The 17,669-nt window shown below is 70.4% G+C and carries 16 protein-coding genes and 1 tRNA gene; 3 read left to right on the plus strand and 14 right to left on the minus strand.

The window, feature by feature from the left end; genetic code table 11:
- Window positions 1–63 precede the first annotated feature (63 nt).
- From OIU81_RS17350 to OIU81_RS17375, 6 genes are all read right to left on the minus strand, one after another.
- Window positions 64–1,233 carry a lipid-transfer protein gene (locus tag OIU81_RS17350; RefSeq protein ID WP_329148866.1) on the minus strand — a complete coding sequence of 390 codons (1,170 nt, stop codon included), beginning with the start codon at window positions 1,231–1,233 and terminating at the stop codon, window positions 64–66.
- Complete coding sequence (locus OIU81_RS17355) at window positions 1,230–1,622, minus strand: MaoC family dehydratase (RefSeq protein WP_329148868.1); 393 nt, start codon at window positions 1,620–1,622, stop codon at window positions 1,230–1,232. Before OIU81_RS17355 ends, OIU81_RS17350 begins: the two co-directional genes overlap by 4 nt.
- Window positions 1,619–2,905 carry an acyl-CoA dehydrogenase family protein gene (locus OIU81_RS17360; protein WP_329148871.1) on the minus strand — a complete coding sequence of 429 codons (1,287 nt, stop codon included), beginning with the start codon at window positions 2,903–2,905 and terminating at the stop codon, window positions 1,619–1,621. The genes OIU81_RS17355 and OIU81_RS17360 overlap by 4 nt, the downstream gene beginning before the upstream one ends.
- A 1-nt stretch (window position 2,906) precedes the next feature.
- The gene (locus OIU81_RS17365; protein WP_329148873.1) at window positions 2,907–4,025 is read right to left on the minus strand and encodes a bifunctional MaoC family dehydratase N-terminal/OB-fold nucleic acid binding domain-containing protein; all 1,119 of its coding nucleotides are present in this window, start codon (window positions 4,023–4,025) and stop codon (window positions 2,907–2,909) included.
- Entirely contained in the window at window positions 4,022–5,356 is a 1,335-nt protein-coding gene (locus OIU81_RS17370; protein ID WP_329148874.1) for an acyl-CoA dehydrogenase family protein, read from the minus strand. Before OIU81_RS17370 ends, OIU81_RS17365 begins: the two co-directional genes overlap by 4 nt.
- Window positions 5,357–5,591: 235 nt before the next feature.
- The gene (locus OIU81_RS17375) at window positions 5,592–5,897 is read right to left on the minus strand and encodes a hypothetical protein (protein ID WP_329148876.1); all 306 of its coding nucleotides are present in this window, start codon (window positions 5,895–5,897) and stop codon (window positions 5,592–5,594) included.
- Window positions 5,898–6,462: 565 nt separating this feature from the next.
- On the opposite strand from OIU81_RS17375, the gene OIU81_RS17380 reads away from it, so the two are divergent.
- Window positions 6,463–7,464 carry a bifunctional DNA primase/polymerase gene (locus OIU81_RS17380; RefSeq protein ID WP_329148878.1) on the plus strand — a complete coding sequence of 334 codons (1,002 nt, stop codon included), beginning with the start codon at window positions 6,463–6,465 and terminating at the stop codon, window positions 7,462–7,464.
- 21 nt (window positions 7,465–7,485) lie between these two features.
- On the opposite strand, the gene OIU81_RS17385 is transcribed toward OIU81_RS17380, so the two are convergent.
- The 6 genes from OIU81_RS17385 to OIU81_RS17410 form a co-directional block, all read right to left on the minus strand.
- The gene (locus OIU81_RS17385; protein ID WP_329148880.1) at window positions 7,486–8,244 is read right to left on the minus strand and encodes a class I SAM-dependent methyltransferase; all 759 of its coding nucleotides are present in this window, start codon (window positions 8,242–8,244) and stop codon (window positions 7,486–7,488) included.
- A 40-nt stretch (window positions 8,245–8,284) separates the two neighbouring features.
- On the minus strand, window positions 8,285–8,818 hold the full coding sequence (locus OIU81_RS17390; RefSeq protein ID WP_329148882.1) for a GNAT family N-acetyltransferase: 534 nt from the start codon (window positions 8,816–8,818) through the stop codon (window positions 8,285–8,287).
- A gap of 493 nt (window positions 8,819–9,311) precedes the next feature.
- Window positions 9,312–11,096, minus strand: a complete 1,785-nt coding sequence (locus OIU81_RS17395) for an ABC transporter ATP-binding protein (RefSeq protein ID WP_329155195.1) — start codon at window positions 11,094–11,096, stop codon at window positions 9,312–9,314.
- A 450-nt stretch (window positions 11,097–11,546) separates the two neighbouring features.
- A complete protein-coding gene (locus OIU81_RS17400) occupies window positions 11,547–11,669 on the minus strand; it encodes a hypothetical protein (RefSeq protein WP_329148884.1) in 123 nt (40 codons plus the stop codon).
- Window positions 11,670–11,921: 252 nt separating this feature from the next.
- Window positions 11,922–12,068: a hypothetical protein gene (locus tag OIU81_RS17405; RefSeq protein ID WP_329148886.1), complete on the minus strand. Its 147-nt coding sequence runs from the start codon at window positions 12,066–12,068 to the stop codon at window positions 11,922–11,924.
- 325 nt (window positions 12,069–12,393) lie between these two features.
- Window positions 12,394–12,615 carry a DUF7489 domain-containing protein gene (locus OIU81_RS17410; protein ID WP_329148888.1) on the minus strand — a complete coding sequence of 74 codons (222 nt, stop codon included), beginning with the start codon at window positions 12,613–12,615 and terminating at the stop codon, window positions 12,394–12,396.
- Window positions 12,616–13,333: 718 nt separating this feature from the next.
- Between OIU81_RS17410 and OIU81_RS17415 the strand changes: the two genes are divergently transcribed.
- On the plus strand, window positions 13,334–14,242 hold the full coding sequence (locus OIU81_RS17415) for a DUF4231 domain-containing protein (RefSeq protein ID WP_329148889.1): 909 nt from the start codon (window positions 13,334–13,336) through the stop codon (window positions 14,240–14,242).
- A gap of 269 nt (window positions 14,243–14,511) precedes the next feature.
- On the opposite strand, the gene OIU81_RS17420 is transcribed toward OIU81_RS17415, so the two are convergent.
- Together OIU81_RS17420 and OIU81_RS17425 are read right to left on the minus strand one after the other, a co-directional pair.
- A tRNA-Ser gene (locus tag OIU81_RS17420) sits at window positions 14,512–14,598 on the minus strand.
- 52 nt (window positions 14,599–14,650) lie between these two features.
- A complete protein-coding gene (locus OIU81_RS17425) occupies window positions 14,651–16,186 on the minus strand; it encodes a S1C family serine protease (RefSeq protein WP_329148891.1) in 1,536 nt (511 codons plus the stop codon).
- 586 nt (window positions 16,187–16,772) lie between these two features.
- On the opposite strand from OIU81_RS17425, the gene OIU81_RS17430 reads away from it, so the two are divergent.
- Window positions 16,773–17,618 (plus strand): glycerophosphodiester phosphodiesterase, encoded by an 846-nt coding sequence (locus OIU81_RS17430; RefSeq protein WP_443074002.1) that lies wholly within the window; start codon window positions 16,773–16,775, stop codon window positions 17,616–17,618.
- The last annotated feature ends 51 nt before the right edge of the window (window positions 17,619–17,669 follow it).

The raw sequence follows: 17,669 nt of genomic DNA on the forward strand, positions 1-17,669 counted from the left end.
CGACACCTGCCGTCACCTCGCCGTGCGCCGCGTACGGCGTCGGCCCCGCGCCCGGGACGGTGGTCATGAGCCGTCCGCGCCCAGGACCAACCCCGAGGTCGGCACCCCGGTCCCCGCCGTGACCAGGACATGCGCCGGGGTGCCGGCCTGGTTGACGGAGGTGCCGCGCAGCTGGCGGACGGCCTCGGCGATGCCGTTCATGCCGTGCAGATAGGCCTCGCCGAGCTGGCCGCCGTGGGTGTTGAGGGGAAGGGCGTCCGCGGCGACGAAGTCGGCGGCCTCACCGGGGGCGCAGAAGCCGAACTCCTCCAGCTGCATCAGCACGAAGGGGGTGAAGTGGTCGTAGAGGATCGCGACGTCGATGTCGGCCGGGGAGAGTCCCGAGGTGCGCCAGAGCTGGCGGGCGACCACCTGCGTCTCCGGGAGGCCGGTCAGCGCGTCGCGGTAGAAGCTGGTCATCTGCTCCTGGGCGCGGCCCGCACCCTGTGCGGCGGCCGTGATCAGCGCCGGCGGGTGGGGCAGCGTACGGGCCCGCTCGGGCGAGGTCACCACGATCGCCTGGGCGCCGTCCGTCTCCTGGCAGCAGTCCAGCAGCCGCAGCGGCTCCACGATCCAGCGGGAGGCGGCGTGGTCGGCGAGGGTGATCGGCTGCCCGTGGAAGTAGGCGGCCGGGTTGGTGGCCGCGTGGCGGCGGTCGGTGACCGCGACATGGCCGAAGGCGTCCGGCGTCAGCCCGTAGGCGTGGAGGTAGCGCTGGGCTGCCATGGCGACCCAGGAGGCGGGGGTGAGCAGGCCGAAGGGGAGGTTCCAGCCGAGCGCCGCCCCCTCGGCGGAGGGCTCCCGCTGCTGGACGCCGGAGCCGAAGCGGCGGCCGGAGCGCTCGTTGAACGCGCGGTAGCAGACGACGACTTCGGCCAGCCCGGTGGCGACCGCCAGGGCCGCCTGCTGGACGGTGCCGCAGGCCGCGCCGCCCCCGTAGTGGACGCGGGAGAAGAAGGACAGTTCGCCGATGCCGGCCGCCTGCGCGACGGTGATCTCGGGGTTGGTGTCCATGGTGAAGGTGACCATGCCGTCGACGTCCGCGGGTGTCAGCCCGGCATCGTCGAGGGCGGCCCGCACGGCCTCGACGGCGAGCTTCAGTTCGCTGCGGCCGGAGTCCTTGGAGAACTCGGTGGCCCCGATACCGGCGATCGCGGCCCGGCCCCCTAGGGAGTCGGGGCGGTGGATGCTCATTCCGTGCCCTCCGGGAGGCTCACCGTCACGGTGCCGGTGACGTGGTGGCCGAGGCCGTTCGCCCCGATGACCCGCACCACGGCCGTACCGTCCGCCACCTCGGTGACGGTGCCGCGCAACACCATGGTGTCCCCCGGGTAGTTGGGGGCGCCCAGACGGATGGCGACCTTGCGCAGGACGCAGCGCGGCCCGAAGTGATCGGTGAGGTAGCGGCCGACCAGCCCGTTGGTGGTGAGGATGTTCATGAAGATGTCCGGGGAGCCCTTCTCCCTGGCCGCCTCGGTGTCGTGGTGCACGTCCTGGTAGTCACGGGAGGCGAGTGCGCCGGCGACGATCAGGGTGCGGGTGATCGGGACGGTGAGTTCCGGAAGCTCGTCACCGGCTTTCATGTGGTGCCCTCCTCCTGCCGGTTCTGCGGGTCCCGCGCGTTCCGTACGTCCCGCGCGTTCCGTACGTCCCGTGCGTTCCGTGCGTCCTGTGCGTCCTGTGCGTTCCGTGCGTCCCGGGAGGTGAGCAACTCACCCAATTCCTCCAGCACTTCGGCTCCCGAGCCCAGGTATGCGGCAAGTTGGCGGCCCCACAGGAAGTGCCGGTGGACGGGGTGGTCCAGATCGGCGCCGATGCCGCCGTGCAGATGCTGGCCGGTGTGCACCACACGGGTACCCGCCTCGGCGGCCCACCAGGCGGCGGTCAGCGCCTGCTCCCCGGCGTCCAGGTCCGCGTCCCGGCGCCAGGCCGCCTCGTAGGCGGTCAGCCGGATCGCCTCGGTGTCCATGTAGGCGTCGGCGGCGCGCAGCAGGACGCCCTGGTTGGTGGAGAGCGGACGGCCGAACTGCTCACGTGTGGCGGTGTGGGACACCGCACGGGCCAGGGCCCCGGCACAGACCCCGGCCTGAAGGCCCGCGAAGGCGGTACGGGCGGTGGCCAGGACATCGGCGTAAGGGTGGGTGGTGGACTGCTGCGCAGTGGAGGCGTCCGGGCCCAGCCGTTCGGCGGGGGCGTCGTCGAGCGTGAGCCGGCCCGCCGACCAGGGGGCGGTGGTCTCGACCGGGTCGCGTCGTACCCCGGGGGCGTCGGTACGGAGCAGCCACAGTGTCTGCGTCACCCCGTCCGGTACCAGCACATGGGTGGCCTCGCGCAGCCACGGCACCACGGGGACGCTGCCGGTCAGCCGTCCCTTCCCGTCCGCCCTACGGGGCCCTTCCGCCCTACGGGGCCTTTCCGCCTTCCGGGGGCCTTCCTCCTTCCGGGGGCCGTCCGGCCTCCGGTCCCCTTCCGTCCTCCGGGGCCCTTCCGGCCACGCCCGTACACCGCCCGGCCGGGCCGGGAACGCCCCGGTGGCGATCGCCGTACCGTCCCGGAGCGCCGGCAGCAGCCGTGCCCGTTGGTCCGTATCGCCGTGCGCACCGATCGCCAGCAGCCCGTAGACGCAGCTCGCGGCGAACGGCACCTGCGCCGTCGTCCGGCCCTGCTCCTCCAGCATCAGGACGAGCCCGAGCAGCCCGGTCTCCGTCACCGCGCCCGACAGCCCGGCCGTGCACAGCTCCTTCCAGAGCGCGGTGTCCGTATCTCCGCCGCGGTCGGCGAGGCGCTCGGGGGTGGACAGGTCGCCGAAGATCTCCGCGGCCAGCTCACTGGCCGCTGTCTGCTCGGGTGTGGGCGTGAAGTCCATGTCACCCCTCACCGCCCGCCGTGGGGCGGAAGACCGGCAGCTCGAACTCCTCGTCCACCCGCTGGAAGGCGAGCCGGACGGGCATGCCGATGCGCACCCGGTCGTGCGGGACGCCGACGATGTTGCTGACCATCCGTACCCCTTCCGCGAGTTCGATCAGTCCGACCGCGTAGGGCGGGTCGAAGGCGGGGAAGGACGGGTGGTGCAGCACGACGTAGGAGAAGACCGTTCCCGCGCCGCTCGCCTCGATGGTGTCCCACTCCGGCGACCCGCACCGCGAGCACCCCGGCAGCCAGGGGAAACGCAGCGTCCAGCACCCCGTACACCGCTGGATCAGCAGCCGGTGCCCGGCGACGCCTTCCCAGAAGCCGGCGTTGTCGCGGTTGACGACGGGGCGGGGGCGCCGTGGGGCGGACGGGGCGGACGGAGCTGAAGTGGCGGGCGCGGCGGGCGGGGCGGGCCGGGCGGGCGAAGCTGACGCGGCCGGCGGCTCCGGCTTCCGCTCCTCCGGAGCCTCCGGAGCCTCGGGGGTCTCGGGGGTCTCGGGGGTCTCGGGGGTCTCGGGGGCGTGCGGGGTCTGCCGGGCGTGCGGCGCGTACTTGAGGATCCGGAAGCGGTGCGTCCCGGCGAGCTCCCCGTCCGCCCGCACATCCATCCGCGTCGTGACGAAGTGCCCCGCCCCCAGCTTGGTCGTCTTGCGCTCCGACACGGACTCGATCACCGCGTCGAAGGTGACCTCGTCGCCCGGCCGCAGCGGCCGCAGATACTCCTGCTCGCAGTCGGTGGCGACGACGGAGGTGTACCCGGCGCTGTCCAGCAGCGCGAAGAGCGCGTCGAACGCGCCCGAACGGTCCGTATGGCCGGAGAGGCCGCCCATCGTCCAGGCCTGGAGCATCGTCGGCGGCGCGATGGCCTCCGACCCCTGGTAGGCCGGGTTGGCGTCGCCCACCGCCTCGCACCAGTGCCTGATCATCGGCGCGTTGACCGGGTCCTTGCCGACCGCCGCGGTGGCGGCCGGCCGCCCCTCGAAGGACTTGAGCCGTTCGTAGGGGAGGGACGTGTCCGGGGGCCGGGCGGTGTGCGCCGCCGGCGCCGGCTCCTCCTGGGCCACCTCGCTCATCGCCGCCCCCTCCGCATCCCCAGTCGCATCGTCGCGACGATCTCCCGCTGGATCTCGCTCACCCCGCCCCCGAACGTGTTGATCTGGGCCGCCCGGTTCATCCGCTCCAGCTCGCCGTCCCCGAAGGCGTCCGGAGAACCGGCCCGCACCAGGGCGGCGTCCCCCGCCACCTCCTGGCACATCCGGTAGACCTCGACGGCGCTCTCCGTCCCGGCGAACTTCACCCCGGCCGCGTCTCCGGGGCTGAGCGTCCCGGCGCCCACATCGCCGACCAGCCGCCAGTTCAGCAGCCGGGTCGCGGCCAGCCGGGCGTGCGCCTCGGCGAGCCGGGACCGTACCCAGGGCCGGTCCGCAGGCCGTTCGCCGGTCTCCTGGTCCGGCGTACGGGCATACGCCAGTGCCGCGTCGAAAGAGTCCTCGGCCTGCATCCCGAGGGCGGCCAGCGCGACGCGTTCATGGTTGAGCTGGTTGGTGATCAGCTGCCAGCCGCCGTTCTCCTCGCCGACGAGGTTCCCGGCCGGGACGCGGATGCCGTCGTAATACGTGGCGGTGGTCATCAGCCCGCCGACCGTCTCGATCGGCGTCCAGGAGAAGCCGGGTGCGTCGGTGGGCACAAGGAGGAGGGAGATGCCCCGGTGCTTGGGCGCCTCGGGGTCGGTGCGGCAGGCGAGCCAGATCCAGTCGGCCCGGTGGGCGTTGCTGGTGAAGCTCTTGGCACCGTTGATCAGCCAGTGGGCGTCCTCATCGGCGCACGCGTCATGATCGGCACCCGCCACGTCACGGTCGGCGCCCGCCACGTCACGGTCGGCACCCGCTCCGCCCTCGGCGCCCGCTCCGCCCTCGACACCCGCTCCACCGTCGGCCCTCGCTCCACCGTCGGCCCTCGCTCCACCGTCGGCGGCATCCACCCCACCCGGCCGTTTCACCGCGCGGGTGCGGAGTGCGGCGAGGTCGGTCCCGGCCTCGGGCTCCGTATAGCCGATCGCGAAGACCAGCTCGCCACGGAGGATCCGCGGCAGGAAGAAGTCCTTCTGCTGCGGGGTGCCGTACTTCATCAGGGTCGGGCCGACGGTGTTGAGGGTGACCATCGAGACCGGGGCGCCCGCGCGATACGCCTCGTCGAAGAACACGAACTGCTCGTCGGGCCCGCGGCCCTGCCCTCCGTAGGCCGTCGGCCAGCCCAGCCCCAGCATGCCGTCCGCACCGATCCGGCGCAGCACCGCACGCTGCTCGGCCGCATCCTCGACCGGCCCGTCCGGCAACAACTCCCTGAAGTAGGCACGTAGTTGGCTGCGCAGCTGCTCCTGGCGGGCGGTGGGGGCGAGGTGCACGTCGGCGGCCTCCCCTTCTGGTGGCCGTACGCCCGGTGCACAGGGAGCCGGGCACACGAAGGAAGCGAGCGGGTTTCTGACTGTCCGTCAGAAACCCGCTCACTGTCAAGGCCCGGCGCAGCGAACTCCGGAGCAGCCCCATTCTCTCCGTGCCGGCCCTGACGCTCACCCGCCGGTCAGCCGCGCCGCACTCCCCTTGCGACGGGCCGCCGGCTCACCGGAGACTGCCGCCGGCTCACCAGAGATTGGTGAAGTTGACGGTGGCGTTGGACTGGTCGATACGCGTGGGGCCGGAGCCGTTCACGCTCGCGGTGTTGTTCTGGTTGGAGGCACCGGCTCCGTTGGCGACCTGCTGGCCGGTGGTCGAATTGCCGAGATTGGTGCCGCCGACACCGCTCCCCGCCTGGCTCGTCGCCGCCGAACTCGACCCGCCGGTCGCAAAGCCGCCGTTGTCGGCCTGCGCCACGCCGGTGCAGAGCGCGGCCGCGAGGGGCAGTGCGGCGGCAACGGCGAGAACACGGGCGGTACGGATGCTTGCCATGTCTATTCCTCCTACGGAACACGACTTCTGGATCTACCGCGCCGGCATCCGGCGCGGTCCTGCTGCGCGGGGGTCTGATCTACAGCTCTGACATACGACTGTGCTTGTGACTGCGTTTGTGACTGCGTTTGTGAATGTGTTGATGACTGGGCTTGTGACTGGGCTTGCGATGTACGGGACCGGAAGTGCTGGATCCACTGTCCGTCCGATCCCACTCACTCCGGGCCCGAAATCCGTGGAACTTTCCTCCCTCACCGGGCAGTTGGCCGACCACCACGATGCTTTCCTCGACGTCGCGCACTCAGGCTTGCCCACGAATCCACGGCGAACCCGTCACGGGGCCCCGATTCCCCCGCAAGCATGAGCACCCCCGGATAAACCCCCGCCGCCCGGCGTGATCCGCCGCGCACGCCCCTCGACGACGACGGGGCCCGCCTGGCGCCCCGCCACACGGCTCACCTCAAGGCCCACCGCCCACACCCCACCCGCACGACGAGCCCGGCGCGCGCCCCGGCCCCCTCCACACCCCCTTCCCTTCGTCGAACATTCGTACGAAAATAGCTCCATGGCCATGCACCGACGCCATACCGGAACACCGCCCGACCACGGGCCCGACCTGCGGGCCGACCTTCCGCCTGCCCCGCAGAATGACCTGCGCGCCGACCGCCCGGATCCCCGGGAAACCGCACCCACCGATCCCCCTGACCCGCACACCGCCGCGCTCACCGAGGCGCTCCTCGCCGCCTCCGGCGGCTACCCGGTCATCCCGCTGACCCGCAACAAACTCCCCGCCATACGCTCCCCGCACCGCGGACACCCCGAGGTCCCGCCCTGCCGCGGCGAATGCGGCCGGCTCGGGCACGGCGTCCATGACGCGAGCACCGACCCGCTCACCATCCGCCGGATGTTCGCCGCCGCCCCCTGGTCCACCGGCTACGGCATCGCCTGCGGACGGCCCCCACACCACCTCATCGGCATCGACCTCGACACCAAGAACGGAGCCGACGGCCTGACCGCCCTGCGGTTCCTCGCCGAACAGCACGGCTTCCCGATCCCGCCGACCGTCACGGTCCTCACCCCCAGCGGCGGCCGCCACCTCTGGTTCACCGGCCCACCGACCCCACCCGTACCGAATTCGGCCGGACGGCTCGCCCCGGGCATCGACATCCGCGGCACAGCCGGCTACCTGGTGGGCCCCGGCTCGGTCACCGCCCAGGGGCGATACACCCACGCACCGAACACACCACGCCGCCCGGCCCCCCTGCCGGGCGCCCTGCTCGACCTCCTCATCTCCCCACCACCGGCCGCCCACCGAGATTCCCCACCCGGCGTCCCGCCCCAGCACGCCGCGGCCCTCGTACGCTTCGTCCGCACCTCCCCGGACGGCCAGCGCAACGCCCGCCTCTTCTGGGCCGCCTGCCGCGCCTACGAAGCCGGCCTCGGCCAGGAACTCACCGCCCGCCTGACGGAGGCAGCCCGCGACACCGGCCTCTCCACCCACGAGGCACACACCACCATCGCCTCAGCAGCCCGCGCCACACCCCCCTCACCACCCCCCACCCGCTAAGGCATATCCACAAAGTCCCGCCTATGCCTTACGCGCCTCCATCAGAAACCGGGTCGTCCGCGCCACAAACGCCCCCTCGCGACGGATCACCTCATCCAACTCCCGCAACCGCTCGCGATAGCGCTCCACCGTGAACCCTGGGACCATCCACACCACCTTCCGCAGGAAGTAGACGACCGCCCCGATATCGAAGAACTCGGTCCGCAACGACTCCGCCCGCAGATCGACCACCTCAAGTCCCGCCGCCTCCGCCGCCCGGCGCGCATCCTCGGGATGACGGGCCCGCCGTACGTGCTCCGGCTGCGGCCCCAGAAAGTGCTCGACCAGCTCGAACACGCTCGCCGGCCCGACCTGTTGAGAGAAATAGATGCCCCCGGGCCGCAGCACCCGGACGATCTCCTCCCACCACACGGTCACCGGATGACGGCTCGTCACCAGGTCGAACGTCGCATCGCCGAACGGCAACGGCGGCTCATCCGCATCGGCCACCACCACCGCACCGAGCGGATGCAACAGCGCGGTGGCCTTGGCGACATTCGGCGCCCAGGACTCCGTCGCCACCATCACCGGCGGCAACTTCGGCGCCCCGGCGAGCACCTCCCCACCGCCGGTCTGCACGTCCAGGGCAGCCGACGCCCGCGCCAGCCGCTCCCCCATCCCCCGCTGGTAACCCCAAGAGGGCCGCTCCTCAGTGGCTCTTCCGTCCAGCCACGAGAAATCCCACCCCTCAACCGACACGGCCTCCGCCTCGGCCACCAGTTCCTCAAATGATCGCGTCATACCCCCACAGTTACCGCAACCCCCTTCCCACGCCACCGATTTACTCGCGACTCCCCATCACAAAAACAAACTCCGGACGATCCCACATCACCACCGGCGGATTCGCCGGCACCATTCCTACGGGCCGGGCACCCACACTGCGATAAAACCCTTCGGCAGGCGGATGCGAAACCACCCGCACTCGCTCAATCCCAAGCCGCCGCGCCTCCCCCTTCATATGCTCGACCAGCATGCGCCCTATCCCATACCCCTGCGCCTGATCCGCCACAAAAATCAAATCCAACTCCCCCGGGCCCACCACCAACGCATAAAACCCCAACACCCGCTCCCCACCACGCTCCCCGCTGCACATGCCCTCCCCCTCTCCCCTCTCCACCGCCACAAAAACCCGATGCGCCTCGATGTAATCCGGCCCCACCCGATATCCCTCGACCATCGCGGCATACCGCCCCTCATAGGCCCGCGAACTGCGCACCAGCCGGGTGAGCCGCCGCGCATCCCGCCCCTCCGCCCGCCGCACCACCACGGTCCCCTTGGCTCCGCCCCCCGCCCTGCGCACACTCACGGTGACCACAACCCACTTTCCGCATACGCCCTGAGGGCACCCGCACATTCCACTCAGCGCCCCCAGGCCGCTGAACCGTAAGGAACACCGCGCCTTCCCAAGAAGGGCACGAACCCATCCACGGACCCATCCACGAACCCATCCACGAACCCATCGTCTCAATGATCGCGCCGGCCACCAGGCCTTGAACCATTCCCCACCGGGCAGCGGCACACAATATCCGGCTTGCCGGCATATCCGGTGTGCCGGCCGCGGCTCGCCCCTCGCTCCGCCTTTCCAGTGGTCCCACGACAGCAGCACCCCTACGGCACCGTGCACGGCAAGCGCCAGAATTCCTGGAGTGCCAGCGCCGGCGGAAATTCCCTGCAAGAGCTCAGGTACACAGACCGACGATGCCGGCTGTGCCCCGCCCTCACCTGCCGTCGGCGACCCACATCCACGACCGGCTTTCGAAGCCCTCGACACCTCAAGGCCAACCGTGCACGAGCTCGTCGGGCCCGGCTCAAGTCCCCGCGAGCGGGGCGGGGAACGGTCCTGTGTCCGAGAGTCCCGTGGCGTTCTGTGAGCCGTGCAGCCGCGCGTACGTCCCGCCCAGGGCCAGCAGTTCCCGGTGCGTCCCGGTCTCCACCACACGCCCGTGGTCGAGGACGACGATGCGGTCGGCGTCCGGCGCCAGGTTCAGATCGTGCGTGATCGTGATCGTCGTACGGCCGGACATCAGCCGCCTCAGCGGTCTGACCACCTGCCGCGCGGACAGCGCGTCAAGACCGGTGGTGGGCTCGTCCAGGACCAGGACGGGCGCGTTCCGCAGCATCGCGCGGGCGATCGCCACACGCTGCAGCTGGCCGCCGGACAGCTGCGCGGTGTGCGGGTCGATCCGGGTGTCGTAGCCCTCGGGGAGGGCGGCGATGAAGTCTTGGGCCGCCGCGTCCCGGGCAGCCTGGACGATCTCGTGGTCGGTGGCTCCCGGCCGCCCGCAGGCGATGTTCTCGCGGATGGTGTCGTGCAGGATGAGCGCCTCCTGCGGCAGGAGCGTGACGTTCTCGCGGAGGAAGGAGAGGGGCATGTAGTGCAGCGGCACCCCGTCCAGGCGTACGGAGCCTTCGGCGGGGTCGTAGAAGCGCAGCAGCAGCTTCGAGACGGTCGACTTGCCCGCCCCGCTCGCGCCGGTGATCAGCACGAACTCCCCGGGGCCGGCGGTGAGCGTGACCCCGGCCAGGGTGCGCTTCTCGGCGCCCGGGTAGCGGAAGCCCACCTGATCGAACTCCACCGTGCCGTGCACCCGCCAGGGCGCGGCGGCCGCTCCCGGCGGCGGGTCGGTCACGGCGGGCCCGGCGTCGAGGATGTCCAGCAGCCGCTCGGCGCCCGCGGTCGCGGCGGTGAGGGTGAGGCTGAGTTGTCCGAGGTTGCGGATCGGCGGGTAGAGGTAGCCGAGGAAGGCGGCGAAGGCCAGGAGCTGGCCGATGGTCATCCGGTCCTGGGAGATCTCCCAGGCGCCGAGCCCGATGACGGCGAGGACGCACAGCGTCTCGATGACCTGGACGAGTTGCTCGTACAGCTCGCTCATCCGCGCCCCGGTCACCGACGCGCGCATCCAGGCGTCCGCTTCCCGACGCAGCCGCTTCTCCTCGGCGGCCTTCCGGTTGTACGCCTGGGTAAGCACGATGTTGCCCAGCGACTCCTCGACCACCGAGGTGATCGCGCCGTCGGCGACGCGCTCCTCCCACGCGACGGCCTTGATCCGGCCGGAGAAGCGCCGGGCAGCCACCCAGAACAGCGGCGCCAGCACGAAGGTGGCCAGCGCCAGGTCCCACCGCAGCCAGAAGGCGGCGGTGGCGAAGAAGACCGTGCTGAACAGCGCGGACACGGTTCCCACGACCCCGGAGACCACCATCTGCTCGATGGCCTCGACGTCCCCGGTAAGGCGCTCGACCAGGTCTCCCTGACGGTGGCTCTGGAAGAAGTGCGGCGGTAGGTCCTGGACGTGGCCGAAGACGCGGGCGCGCAGGCGTAGTACGAAGCGCGCGGCGGTCCACACCGCCAGCGAGTTGCCGGTGTATCCGACTGCCGCACCGAGGACCGCCACGGCGAACCACTGTCCGGCGGGGGACCAGAAGGCGCTGAGCGAGCCCTGCTGCAGGGCATGGTCCGTCAGGTTCGAGAACAGCAGGATCGCGGCCGTCTCAGCGAGCGCGGCGGCAACCACACAGATACAGATCAGCACCAGCCAGCGGCGGTCGCCCCGAGCCAGCGGCCAGAAGCGACGGAAGGCCGCGCGCGTCGGCAGATGCGGGGTGGCCGGCTCGCCCTCGCAGCCCCTGCCACCCCCAGACGTGTTCGCGTACGGCTCGTCGTGGTGGGCGCGGTCGGCGCGGTCGGCGCGGTCGGCGCGGGGGAGCTGAGCGCTTGACGGCTGGTGGCGGCCGTACGGACGGGATGGCCCGGGACGCCGGCCTCGCCCGCGGCCGGGGGCGGGCTCGGCTCCGACCGCCCGCAGCCGCACCGTCGGCGGGTCGCCGTGGCTGAGCGCTGTGAGCACTGTGGGCGCTGTACGTGCCGTGGGCGCTGTGCGTGCTGTTGGCTCCGAGGGCACTGTCGAGGTCACGGTCTCTGTCTCTGTCTCTGTCTCTGTCTCTTACGCTCTGGCGTCCTCCGGCTGCCGGGGGCGTACCGGGTTCGGACATGGCCGGAGGCGGGCCCGTGGCACAGTGCCGCGGGCCCGCCTCCGGTATGTGGCTCAGAAACCGATCGGGCGACGGCGCTGGTGCTTCTTGTGCGCCGGCTTCGGGTGCTGGTGCCGGTTCCTCTTCCCCTCGGGCTTGCAGGCGGGCTTGACCGGAATGACCTTGCGGATGCTCATGGCGATTCTCTTTCAGTTGTTTCTTTTCTGAGGTCTCGCCTTTCGGCTTCGACGTGGAAAACATTAAGAGGGGTTTCTGTGAGTGGGATCAGCGGAACCTGTGCATACCCCAAGGGCTACTGAACGCATTCTCAGGAAATACCTGGAACCGCGGGCCAGGCGGCTGCGTCCACGCGCATCTGGGCGTGCCGAAGGGGGCCGATGGCGTGTGCCACCGACCCCCTCCCGTGACCTGGTCGGCCCAGGCCGCACTCAGCGCTCGACCAGACAACACCGGGGCTTCTTGGAGTCGCCCTTGAGGTCGCTCTTGAGGTCCTCTTCAGCTTCGGCAGCGGCTTCCGGGGCGGCTTGCGCGAGTGTGCGGGTAGCGGGTAGCGGGGCGATCTTCTTGCATCTCATTTCAATTCCGCTTTCGCCTGCTTTCGCTGCGCCTGTCCGATTCGGCGAGAAAGATGCCACCGAGGAATTCGGCAGTGGAGAGTTGAATTCCTCGGTGAGGCTCGGTCAAGGAAATGAGCGTGACGCCGGCGGAACCCGCTCGGCCGTGGTCGGCAGACCGCCCGTTGGGCCGAGCCGCAGGTAGCCGAGCATGGAGCGGGAGCAGCAGCGGGATCGTGAGTTCCGCGACGGCATCCAGCGGCGGGAGCCATCCGTCGCATGTACGGGCCTGCGGCGAGCCCGGGCCGGCAGCAGCGGACTCCCACACCTCCAGGCTCCTGAAGGGCTACGCCCTGACCGGGTCGGCGCCCGGCCGCTTGACGATCCGATCATCAACCACGATCGACTTCCAGAGCCGGCGGCTGATCCGGACCTTCAAGGATTCGCCGTCGGCAAGGCGGACCTCGACGAAGTGATACATGTTCGAGCCGTCGAGCATGCCCCGGGACTTATTGAGGACGATGCCTTCCCAGGAATCGTCTTGTCCGACTTTGCGAGATTTGAACATGCCGTCGAGCCTACGAGGATCGGCAGCCGGCCCTGCAGAGCCATGAGTCGCATCCTCGCCATGACATATGTCCTGCCGGGGCGTTGAACGGCTTCGGTACGGGGCAGGCAGACAGACAGCCACCCTGGGCATGAGCCAGCGAGACGAGCGGAACATCGCCCACGCAGAAGGGGTGCCCGAATCGCTCAGGTACCCCTTCTGACCAGCTAAGTCGCCGACCTCTGCGGAGGCTGCCGGATTTGAACCCACGGTGACGTTGCCGCCCCGACAGTTTTCAAGACCGCTCGGTTCCGCGGCACAGAACCTGCTTTGAGCTGCAACGAAGCGGCGACTCCTCAGCATCGGCCTCAACGAGAAAGCACCGCTTCAGGAATTCGATCACGGTGGGCGGCGGTCCGCCGCTACACACCTTCGGAGGGCACCTCATGGTCCTCCACTGGGCGCCTCGATGCGCCGTTACAGAGGTCGGGACTTGCGCAGCGAGTGACCTAGCGTGCTGATCACCCGGCCCAGCCGTGCGCTGGCTTCCTCAGAGCACGCCGGGATGTGCGCTCTGGCAGCAAGGTGCTCTCCTACTGGCCAAAGCACCTCGTACAGGTCGTCGGCGCCGGCACGGCCAGCCGCGGAACAACGTCGAAGAGCACGATTTCCACCGCCGCAGCATCAACTGGTCGGCTAGGCTGGCGTGTTGACTGTTCTACCTACCCAAGGCAGCCCGATGACTGGTCCTGGCAGTGACAGCTTCACCTGGCATCAGCTCCCGCCCTTTTTCCAAGATGCGGACACGGGATCGATCCGCTCGAAACGCCGCTATTTCGGTCAACTCCGCCTGACTCTGCTTCTGTTGTTCTTGGCGGCGGCCGCTGGCGCCACGACGCTCAAGTACGCCAGTAACGGGATCGACTGGGCAGGACTTATTGCCTCCCTGGCATTCATCTCCTCCATCTTGGTCCGGCTCTACATCGTGGAGCAACGAGATGAGCGGCGCTGGTACGAATGCCGGGCCGCCGCCGAATCGTGCAAGACGCTCGCGTGGCGCTACGCGGTGTGTGGAGATCCCTTCCCTGAGTCCATGCCTGCCCCCGAGGCTCGACGCCTGTTCATCCACAGACTTCGGGAGATCAGCCTCGGTCTCGATATCGTCGATGTGTCTGCAGGCTTGGACGTCAACGAGGCGATGGAACGCTGCCGCGCCACCAGTAAGGACGAGAGGATCGAGACCTACAAGAGCAATCGCTTGATGGAACAGGTCGAGTGGTATGCGCGGATGGCAAAACTCCGGGACAGGCAGTCTCGTACTTGGCGGAGTGTTGCTCTCATTGGGGAGATGCTCGGCGTCGTTGCTGGTGCTGTGAAGGCGTATGGCCTGGTTCCCATTGACCTACTCGGTGTGGTGAGTGCCGGAGTCGCCGGAATCACCGCATGGTTCCAGGCACAGCGACTTGAGACAGAAGCATCCGCATACAGCCTTACGGCTCGGGAGATCAGGCACATTCTCTCTCTTGCGGATGAGTCTGCGGACGCAGAACCGTGGGGCAAATTCGTCGACCAGGCCGAAGCCGCCATCTCACGTGAGCACACCATGTGGGCATCAGGCCGCACGGGCAACGTGGGACTGACAAGCTGACCGGGCCGGGTGAGGTCCACCGAGTACGCCGAAGTGTGACAGGAGGCGAGGGCGAAAGCGCTCTCCGCCGAGGACGCGGCGAGCCCCTTCGCGGAGGTGCCGTACCCACAGAGGGATGTCGCGCCGCCGGCCGGAATCTTGGCCACAGCCTGGCCACATGCCCTGGCCACGACGGAGGTCCGGGGGCCTGAGGTAAGACAGCAAACGCAGTCGGAGCGGGCCCGGACAACTCCGGAACCCGCTCCGACCTGCATGTTTGTCTACCTCTGCGGAGGCTGTGGGATTTGAACCCACGGTGACGTTGCCGCCACGACAGTTTTCAAGACTGTTCCCTTAGGCCGCTCGGGCAAGCCTCCCCGCGGCACCGGGCCGCGAAGGCGTGCGGTGTCGCGGGATCAGACTAGCGCGTCACTTGTCGCCTGTGCGCTGGCCCAGGGTGACTCGGGTGGTGTGCTCCTTGCCGCCTCGCTTGTAGGTCAGGGTGATCTCGTCGCCGGGCTTGTGCTGCCAGATCTCGCTGATGAGGGTGGGGCCGCTGTCGATCACCGTGTTGTCGAGCTTGGTGATCATGTCGCCGGGCTTGAGGCCTGCCTTGGCGGCCGGGCCGTTCGGGCTGACGGCATCGGTGCCGTTGTTGCCGGTCTGGGCGATGGTCGCGCCGTTGCCGGTGTCCCGCATGCCGACCTGGACGCCGATCTGCGGATAGACCGGCTTACCTGTCTTGATCAGGTCCTGGGCCACCCGCTTCGCCTGGTCGATCGGGATCGCGAAGCCCAGGCCGATGCTGCCGGACTGCTGGGACTCGCCGCCCAGGCTGCCGCCGTTGCCGGCCGACTGGATGGCGGAGTTGATGCCGATGACGTTGCCCGCGGCGTCCATCAGCGGGCCGCCGGAGTTGCCGGGGTTTATCGAGGCGTCCGTCTGCAGGGCGCTCATGTACGAGGCGCTGGCGCCGCCGCCGTCGCTGGAGGCCACCGGGCGGTCCTTGGCGCTGATGATGCCGGTGGTGACCGTGCCGGACAGGCCGAAGGGCGCGCCGATCGCGATCGTGGCGTCGCCGACCTGCACATGGGAGGACTTGCCGAGCGGGAGCGGGTTGAGCGGGGCGTCGGAGGCGTTCTTGAGCTTGATCACGGCGACGTCGTAGCCCTGGGCGTGGCCGACGACCTCGGCGTCGTACTTCTTGCCGTTGGAGAACGTCGCGGTGAGCTTGCCGCCGTCGGCCGCGCTGGCGACGACGTGGTTGTTGGTGAGGATGTGGCCCTGCTTGTCGTAGATGAAGCCGGTGCCCGTGCCGCCCTCGCCGCCGGCGCCCTGGGCCTCGATCGTCACGACGCTCGGCAGCGCCTTCTGCGCTATCCCGGAGACGGAGGTGGGCTTGCGGTTCAGGGCCCCGGCGTCGCCGGGCGCGGAGACCGTCGTCGAGGCGTCGTCGCTGCGGCCCGCGAGCCAGAAGCCCACACCGCCGCCGACGCCGCCGAAGACGAGCGCGGCCGCCAGGACGGCCGCGATCAGACCGCCGTTGCGCCGCTTGGGGGCGGGGTTCTCGGTGAGGCCCCAGGGGTCACCGCCGCCACCGCCGTACGGGGGACCGCCCCAGCCGCCGGCCCCGCCGCCCGCTCCGGGGGCACCGTGCGCGGCGGTGCCGTACGGGGGGAACTGGGCGGTCTGGTCGGTCGTGGGCTCGTCGCCGGGGTGGCCGAAGCCGTGCTGCGGAGGGTTTCCGGCGCTGTAGGGCGGCATCCGGCCGGGGTCGTCGGAGCCGGCCCCGCCGGGGGACGAGGCGACGGTCGGCGCGAAGTCCGGGGGCGGGGGCGCCGCGGGGGAAGCGGCCGGCGGCGGGCCGCCGGGAGACCGGGCGCCGGAGGCGGAGGCGCTGTCCGGCTGCGGCCCGGCCGGCGGCTTGGCCTCCGACGGGACGGCTCCCTCGTTCTCGGTGCTCACAGCTCTCTCCTCAGCTTCACGACTGTCGGCGTCCACGGCCCGCGGGCGGGTGCCCGGCGCCTCAGCTGTCTGATGCCTGGGGCGCGCCGTCTCTTCCGGGGCTTGCGGTTCGGCCGGACCCTGGGGGTGCGTCCGGGTGGTGCGGTCTCTTGTCCTGCCGGCGGGCCGGGTGGTCCGCCGGGTGGTGCGGTTGTTCCGTTCCGGCGGGCCTGGCGGGCCCTCCGGGACGTCCGGCTCCTCGGTGCCGACGGATACGGAACCCGGTACTCCAGGATTCAGGATCCGGGATCCGGGCGCCGCGGGCGAGTCCCGGTCCGCCGGTCCGGGGCCGCGGGCCATGGCCCGGCGGTCCGTCGCAGCTCCCGTCCGTCCGCGAGACCCGGTCCGTACATCCGGTCCGGACCTTCGGCCGGATGACACGGGCGAGTCTCCGTCCCAGCCTTACCCACTGCGCGTCAGAGCACCGTAAGCCGAGACTGTGACTGTCCCCTCACCCTTTATGCCGGACAAAACCGGCGCATCCCCTGTTCCGTGGCCCGGGGTACGCGCCCGCGGGCCCGGCAGCGGTGGATGGCACGATAACGCGGTGACCTATGCACGCCCCGTTCAGGACGCCCGTCCGGATCGTCCCGCCATGTCCGTCGTAGCCCATCGCGGTGCCTCGGAGGACGCCCCGGAGCACACCCTGGCCGCCTATCGCAAGGCAATCGAGGACGGCGCGGACGCCCTGGAGTGCGATGTCCGGCTGACCGCGGACGGCCATCTGGTGTGCGTACACGACCGGCGGGTGAACCGCACCTCCAACGGACGCGGCTCGGTCTCCGCCCTGGAGCTCGCCGACCTCGCCATGCTGGACTTCGGCTCCTGGAAGACCGAGGGGTTCGCGAACGAGGCGCCGGACCGGCAGCACGAGGACCCCGAGCGGACCGCCGTCCTGACGCTGGAGCGGCTGCTGGAGCTGGTCGCCGACGCGGACCGCCGGGTCGAGCTGGCCATCGAGACCAAGCATCCGACGCGCTGGGCCGGACAGGTGGAGGAGCGGCTGGTCGAGCTGCTCGGCCGCTTCGGGCACACGACACCGGCCCCGCGCACCGACTGGACGCCCCAGGTCCGGGTCATGAGCTTCTCGGCGCGCTCCCTGCACCGCGTCCGGGCCGCGGCGCCCGCGCTCCCCGGCGTCTATCTGATGCAGTTCCTCACACCCCGGCACCGCGACGGCCGGCTCCCGCCCGGCGTCGGCATCGCGGGCCCGGGGATCCGGATCCTCCGCGCGCACCCCGACTACGTCGCCAAGGCGCACCGCGCCGGCCACCGGGTCCACGTGTGGACGGTGAATGACCCCGCCGATGTCGCGCTCTGCCGGGAATTGGGAGTGGACGCAATCATTACAAACCGCCCCAAGCAGGTGCGAATGCAGCTCGGTCTCGACTAAAACCCCTCACAGGGTGTGCACCGGCGCATTCGACCCGTATTCGATTATGTC

It is taken from the genome of Streptomyces sp. NBC_01454, assembly GCF_036227565.1.
Taxonomy (GTDB): domain Bacteria; phylum Actinomycetota; class Actinomycetes; order Streptomycetales; family Streptomycetaceae; genus Streptomyces.